The sequence below is a fragment of the Pseudomonadota bacterium genome, assembly GCA_027620075.1.
Lineage (GTDB): Bacteria > Pseudomonadota > Alphaproteobacteria > Rickettsiales > UBA6187 > 1-14-0-20-39-49.
The window spans coordinates 69,112-75,217 of the sequence record JAQCEY010000009.1; the positions used below are offsets into that span (position 1 = coordinate 69,112).

13 protein-coding genes and 1 pseudogene are annotated in these 6,106 nt (G+C 40.7%); all 14 read right to left on the reverse strand.

The features are described from left to right. Nucleotides 1–2: 2 nt before the first annotated feature. Nucleotides 3–326, reverse strand: a complete 324-nt coding sequence (rplX, locus tag O2942_10585) for a 50S ribosomal protein L24 (GenBank protein MDA0782696.1) — start codon at nt 324–326, stop codon at nt 3–5. A gap of 1 nt (nt 327) precedes the next feature. Continuing rightward, on the reverse strand, nt 328–696 hold the full coding sequence (gene rplN / locus O2942_10590) for a 50S ribosomal protein L14 (GenBank protein ID MDA0782697.1): 369 nt from the start codon (nt 694–696) through the stop codon (nt 328–330). A gap of 37 nt (nt 697–733) precedes the next feature. After that, nucleotides 734–973: a 30S ribosomal protein S17 gene (gene rpsQ, locus O2942_10595; protein ID MDA0782698.1), complete on the reverse strand. Its 240-nt coding sequence runs from the start codon at nt 971–973 to the stop codon at nt 734–736. Then, nucleotides 966–1,178, reverse strand: coding sequence for a 50S ribosomal protein L29 (gene rpmC / locus O2942_10600; GenBank protein ID MDA0782699.1), 213 nt, complete (start codon nt 1,176–1,178; stop codon nt 966–968). Before rpmC ends, rpsQ begins: the two co-directional genes overlap by 8 nt. A 1-nt stretch (nt 1,179) precedes the next feature. Then, nucleotides 1,180–1,599 (reverse strand): 50S ribosomal protein L16, encoded by a 420-nt coding sequence (gene rplP, locus O2942_10605; GenBank protein ID MDA0782700.1) that lies wholly within the window; start codon nt 1,597–1,599, stop codon nt 1,180–1,182. 77 nt (nt 1,600–1,676) lie between these two features. After that, nucleotides 1,677–2,297, reverse strand: a pseudogene (gene rpsC, locus O2942_10610) (30S ribosomal protein S3). Between the two features lie 3 nt (nt 2,298–2,300). Further along, the gene (rplV, locus tag O2942_10615; GenBank protein MDA0782701.1) at nt 2,301–2,678 is read right to left on the reverse strand and encodes a 50S ribosomal protein L22; all 378 of its coding nucleotides are present in this window, start codon (nt 2,676–2,678) and stop codon (nt 2,301–2,303) included. A 2-nt stretch (nt 2,679–2,680) separates the two neighbouring features. Continuing rightward, entirely contained in the window at nt 2,681–2,959 is a 279-nt protein-coding gene (gene rpsS / locus O2942_10620; GenBank protein ID MDA0782702.1) for a 30S ribosomal protein S19, read from the reverse strand. A gap of 112 nt (nt 2,960–3,071) precedes the next feature. Continuing rightward, a complete protein-coding gene (gene rplB / locus O2942_10625) occupies nt 3,072–3,899 on the reverse strand; it encodes a 50S ribosomal protein L2 (GenBank protein MDA0782703.1) in 828 nt (275 codons plus the stop codon). A 20-nt stretch (nt 3,900–3,919) separates the two neighbouring features. Next, nucleotides 3,920–4,198, reverse strand: coding sequence for a 50S ribosomal protein L23 (locus O2942_10630; GenBank protein ID MDA0782704.1), 279 nt, complete (start codon nt 4,196–4,198; stop codon nt 3,920–3,922). Nucleotides 4,199–4,229: 31 nt separating this feature from the next. Next, nucleotides 4,230–4,853 carry a 50S ribosomal protein L4 gene (gene rplD / locus O2942_10635; GenBank protein ID MDA0782705.1) on the reverse strand — a complete coding sequence of 208 codons (624 nt, stop codon included), beginning with the start codon at nt 4,851–4,853 and terminating at the stop codon, nt 4,230–4,232. Then, complete coding sequence (gene rplC, locus O2942_10640; GenBank protein ID MDA0782706.1) at nt 4,843–5,595, reverse strand: 50S ribosomal protein L3; 753 nt, start codon at nt 5,593–5,595, stop codon at nt 4,843–4,845. Before rplC ends, rplD begins: the two co-directional genes overlap by 11 nt. Next, a complete protein-coding gene (gene rpsJ, locus O2942_10645; GenBank protein ID MDA0782707.1) occupies nt 5,595–5,912 on the reverse strand; it encodes a 30S ribosomal protein S10 in 318 nt (105 codons plus the stop codon). Before rpsJ ends, rplC begins: the two co-directional genes overlap by 1 nt. A 111-nt stretch (nt 5,913–6,023) precedes the next feature. After that, on the reverse strand, nt 6,024–6,106 hold an 83-nt coding region (locus tag O2942_10650), incomplete at its 5' end, for an elongation factor Tu (GenBank protein MDA0782708.1).

Here is a 6,106-nt window from a genome sequence, read left to right on the forward strand (position 1 = left end):
TCCTAATTATCTATAACTTCATCAGTTTTTTTAGAAAACCTGACTTTCTTTCCGTCTTTTAAAGACTTGAAACCTACTTTAGTAGCCTCGCCTGACTTTGGATCGGCAATTGCAACGTTAGAAATATGTATAGGAAGCTCAAGCTCTATAATACCTCCGGCTCCATTTTGACCAGGCTTACTATGTTTCTTAACTTTATTAACTCCGGTAACCCTTACTCTGGATTTAGACTTAATAAGTTCGATAACCTCACCTTTCTTGCCCTTATCTTTTCCTGCAATAACAACAACTTTGTCGCCTTTTTTTATTTTAAACTTAGCAGCCATCTTATAGTACCTCCGGAGCTAATGATATAATCTTCATAAATCCCTGACCTCTTAGCTCTCTTGGAACAGGGCCGAAAATACGTGTTCCGATAGGCTCTTTTGCAGCATTTAACAAAACACACGCATTAGTATCGAATCTTATTACGCTGCCGTCATCTCGTGCTATATCATACGCAGTACGAACGATAACTGCCTTTTGAACACTACCCTTCTTTACTTTTCCGCGTGGCAATGCTTTTTTAACCGATACAACGATTATGTCGCCCACAGACGCACTTTTACGCTTTGATCCACCTAAAACTTTGATACACTGTACCTGCTGAGCACCCGAATTATCGGCTACAGCTAGCTTTGATTGCATCTGTATCATAACTTTTCCCTCTAATAACTCTTTTTACCTATATACCTTACGCAGCACTCTCGGAAATCACTTCCCACTTTTTGCTTTTAGAAATAGGTCTACATTCTCTAATTTTTACTGTTTGCCCAATTTTAAATTGATTAGCCTCATCGTGAGCTGCATATTTTTTACTTACTTTCACCCTCTTCTTATAAACAGGGTGTGCAACTTTACTCTCAACCAAAACAGTCACTGTTTTGTCAGCTTTATCACTTACAACTGTACCTTGCAAAATACGCTTAGGCATTATTTGTCTCCTTCTTTGCTGACGTTAGTTCATTAAGCAAAGTTTTTACCTTTGCAACATCACGTCTTACTTGTCTAATACGACCGGTATTTTCCAACTCGCCTGTTGATTTTTGAAAACGCAAGTTAAATGCCTCTTTTTTCAAATTTATCAATAGCTCTTTTAGCTGGTCAACTGTTTTTCCACGTAGTTCAGATATTTTCATTTTACGCATCCTCTCCTACTCTTTTCACGAACTTAACCGCTATAGGAAGTTTAGCGGAAGCCAGTTCGAAAGCACGCTTAGCCATGTCTTCCGAAACGCCGTCAAGTTCAAACATAATTCTACCGGGTTTAACTCTGCACGCCCAAAATTCGGGAGTACCTTTACCCTTACCCATACGAACCTCAGCAGGCTTACTAGATACGGGAACATCAGGAAAAATCCTTATCCATAATCTTCCGGATCTTTTCAAGTAACGCTGGATAGCCCTCCTGCATGACTCAATTTGCCTTGCCGTTATTCTTTCAGGTGCTTGTGCTTTCAATCCATAAGCACCGAAAAGCAGATCCGTACCGCCTTTAGCGTTACCGTGTATCCTGCCTTTATGGGCTTTACGGAATTTTGTTTTCTTAGGCTGTAACATTTTACCTTACCTCTTTACTACTTAACTTCTGTTGCAACAGGAGCGTCATTTGCAGCCGCTTCTTCTTCGTTTCTATATATGTCACCTTTGTAGATCCATACTTTGATACCTATAACACCATAAGTAGTGTTGGCTTCCGCAGTACCGTAATCTATATCGGCACGAAGTGTATGAAGAGGAACACGTCCTTCTCTATACCATTCCATACGAGCTATTTCAGCTCCGCCCAAACGTCCCGAACAATTAATCCTAATTCCTTTTGCACCCAATCTCATAGCTGACTGCATAGCACGTTTCATCGCACGTCTAAAAGAAACCCTTTTCTCCAACTGCTGCGCAACTGCTTCGGCTACTATCTTAGAATCCGCCTCAGGCTTACGCACCTCAATAATGTTTAAACTAACGTCAGCTTTAGCTATGGAACTTAGTTTGTTTTTAATCTTTTCAATATCGGCACCTTTTTTACCGATAATCACACCCGGTCTTGACGTATGCACCAATACTCTTACTTTGTTAGCTGAACGTTCTACAACAACCTTGCTGATTCCCTGAAAACGCAAAGTATCATTAACATACTTACGAATCTTCAAATCCTGATGCAAGTGTTCGGCATAAGCATCACCTTCCGCATACCAGCAAGAATCCCATGTGCGGTTTATTCCAACTCTTAAACCTATCGGTATAACTTTTTGACCCACTTATTATTCCTCCTCAGCTTCACGTACGATAATTTCAATATTACTAAAAGGTTTTAATATTCTAGCACCTCTACCACGAGCCCTTGCCCTGAACCTTTTCATTACAATTGACTTACCCACATTAACTTGGGATACGTATAACCTGTCAATGTCCAGATCGTGGTTATTTTCAGCATTTGCTATAGCGGATTCAAGTAGAGCTTTAATTTCCCTTGAAATACGCTTTTGCGAAAATTGTAACTGCACTAAAGCTTCAGATGCTTTCATTCCTCTTATAAGTGAAGCAACTAAATTTAGCTTTTGAGAACTTATGCGAACTTGTCTTAACTTCGCACTAGCCTCTAAATCCTGTAGCTTTCTTGCTGTAGCCTGTTTACCCATTTCTAACCTCTTTTCGCTTTTTTATCAGCACCATGTCCGTAATAAGTCCTAGTTGGCGAAAACTCACCGAACTTATGACCTACCATTCTTTCCGTAACTGTTACCGGTATAAATTTCTTACCGTTATATACACCGAACTTCAAACCTACGAATTGCGGTAATATAGTAGAACGCCTTGATCTTATATTTATAATAGTACGTGCCGCCTTATCTCCAAGTTTTTCGATAAGCTTCAACACATAATTATCTACAAACGGGCCTTTCCAAACTGAACGAGCCATCTACTTCTCCTTGTTAGTTAGTGTAATAGCCGGATAGTATAAAATCATATATGAATTTATATTAATTTCCTTACTCTATTACTCTGTTCCTTTATTATTCTTACTTAACTAATTACTTAGCATATCTACGACGGACTATAAACTTGTCGGTCTTTTTATTCTTACGTGTTCTCTTACCTTTAGTAGGCTTACCCCAAGGTGTTACAGGGTGTCTACCGCCTGAAGTCTTACCTTCACCACCACCATGCGGGTGATCTACAGGGTTCATCACAACACCACGCACTGTCGGACGTATGCCCTTCCAACGGCTACGACCGGCTTTTGCAACTACGGTATTTTGATGATCCGAATTCGAAACCGCTCCTATAGTAGCTAAACACTCCGAATTAATTAACCTTACTTCACCCGAACGAAGTCTTACCAAGGCATAGCCCGAATCTTTTCCTATTAACTGGGCATATGATCCGGCCGCTCTTGCTAACTGTCCGCCTTTACCTTGTTTCATTTCGATATTATGTACAATCGTACCCACCGGAATATTCTTAAGAGGAAGTGCATTACCCGGTTTAATATCAACTCTTTCGCCTGAAACAACCTTGTCACCGGCTTTTAGTCTTTGTGGAGCTATAATATAAGCAAGCTCATTATCTTTATATTTTATCAAAGCTATGAAAGCAGTACGGTTAGGATCATACTCTACTCTTTCTACCGTTGCCTCAATGTCAAATTTATTTCTCTTGAAGTCAATCTGACGATATAGCTTTTTATGACCGCCACCTTTATGACGGGTAGTTATGTGACCATGATTATTACGACCGCTACCGCGTTTCTTACCTTTAGTAAGTGACTTTTCAGGACGACCTTTCCATAACTCTGACCTGTCAACCGTAACTAATGTACGTTGTGAAGGTGTAGTAGGATTATATAACTTCAATGCCATTTTAAAACTTCCCTTTATTCTTACGCAGTCGCAGCCACATCAATTGTTTGACCTTCTGCTAATGTAACAACAGCTTTCTTAACGCCACTACGCTTTCCGATAGTACCGCGGAAACGCTTAACCTTACCTTTGACGTTAATAATATTAATTTTCTCAACCTTAGTCTCAAAAAGAGCTTCAACAGCAACTTTGACCTGAGGCTTGGTAGCCCATGCGGCAACAGCAAAAGTAACCTTGTTGAACTCAACACCCATTTGAGATTTTTCAGTTATAACCGGAGAAACAACAACATCGTACATACCGGCCGTAACCTTCGCTTTTTTATCAGCTTTAGACATCGAATCTCTCCTCTAATTTTTTAAGTCCCGCCTCGGTTATCAGTAGGTTCTCACGACGAATTATATCGTAAACGTTAGCACCTTGTACCGGAAGCACATCAACCATTTTAATGTTAGAAATTGCTTTTTTAAGGTTATCGTTAACAGTTTCACCTGTAATAATAAGAGCGGATTTAATACCGTTTTCCTTTAACACCTTAGCAATCGCAGAAGTCTTACCCTCTTTTAACTCTTCACCTTGTATTACAAACAACTTATTGTTAGCTTGCTTGCTAGACAACGCCACTTTAAGACCTAATGCCCTTATTTTCTTCGGAAGGTCATGTGCATGCGACCTTACAACAGGTCCCATTGCAACACCACCGCCTCTTTTATGCGGAGATTTTGCGTTACCCGTTCTTGCGTTACCTGTTCCTTTTTGACGGAATAGTTTTTTAGTACTTCCGGCAACATCACTACGGTTCAAAGAGCTGTGTGTACCTGCCTGACGCTTAGCAAGCTGCCAGTTGATAACTCTGTGCAAAATATCTTTTCGCATTTCAAGACCGAATATCGACTTCTGCAAAGAAGCTTCTCCGGTAGCTTTTCCTTCCAATGCAATAATTTTAGCTTTCATTTGAAGCCCCTTCATTATTTTCTTCTACTGAACTTTCAGCAGGCTTTTCAGACTTTTCTTCTTTTTTGGCAGAACCTTTGATAGCCGCAGGATATGGAGCTTCAGCAGGACGAGCCTTTTTAATTGAATCGGATATATATACATATCCGCCTTTTGCACCCGGCACCGAGCCGTTCACAACTATAATTCCCTGACTTACATCGGTATCCATAATAACAAGATTCTGCTTGGTAACTCTGACATCACCCATGTGACCGGCCATTTTCTTACCTTTAAATACTTTACCCGGATCCTGACACTGACCAGTAGAGCCGTGAGCCCTGTGAGATACAGACACACCGTGCGTAGCTTCCATACCGGCGAACCCGTGACGCTTCATACCGCCGGCAAAACCTTTACCTTTTGAAGTTCCGGCAACATCAACAAACTGACCTACAACATAATGGTCTGCCGTTATTTCCTGCCCCACCTGCAAAATGGCATCTTCTGCCACTCTAAACTCTTTTAATTTAGACTTCGGCTCAACTTTTGCTTTAGCGAACTGCCCTCTAAGAGGCTTACTGACATTTTTCACTTTTGCCTTACCCGCACCAAGCTGAACGGCACTATAACCGTCTTTTTCTTTAGTCTTTACAGCCGTAACCTGACAGCTTTCAAGCCTCAATAAAGTCACAGGAACGTTAACGCCTTCTCTATAAAGACGGCTACTTCCCAACTTTGTTGCAATAACTCCGGACCTCATTACGCAGCCTCCACTAACTTAATATCAACTTCAACACCTGCCGCAAGGTCAAGCTTCATTAGAGCATCAACCGTTTGCGGAGTAGGGTCGATAAGCATAAGACGCTTATGCGTACGAATCTCAAACTGCTCTCTTGACTTCTTATCAACGTGCGGTGACCTGTTAACCGTAAACTTCTCCATCCTTAAAGGAAGAGGAACAGGACCGTTTATTTTTGCCCCGGTTCTTTTTACGGTATTAACGATCGCACTCGTAGCTTTGTCAAGAAGCCTGTGATCGAAAGCCTTTAATTTTATACGTATCTTCTGTCCATTCATAACAAAAACTCTATTTTCCTAAACTGCAAGGGCGGGAACTATACACTAAACTATTTTACAGTTCAACAATTTATTTAACAATTTTTACGTTTCCGCCTTAATTATTTGCAATTATTTAACAATTTTAGCCACAACACCTGCACCAACGGTTCTACCACCTTCACGGATTGCGAAGCGTAAGCCCTCATCCATTG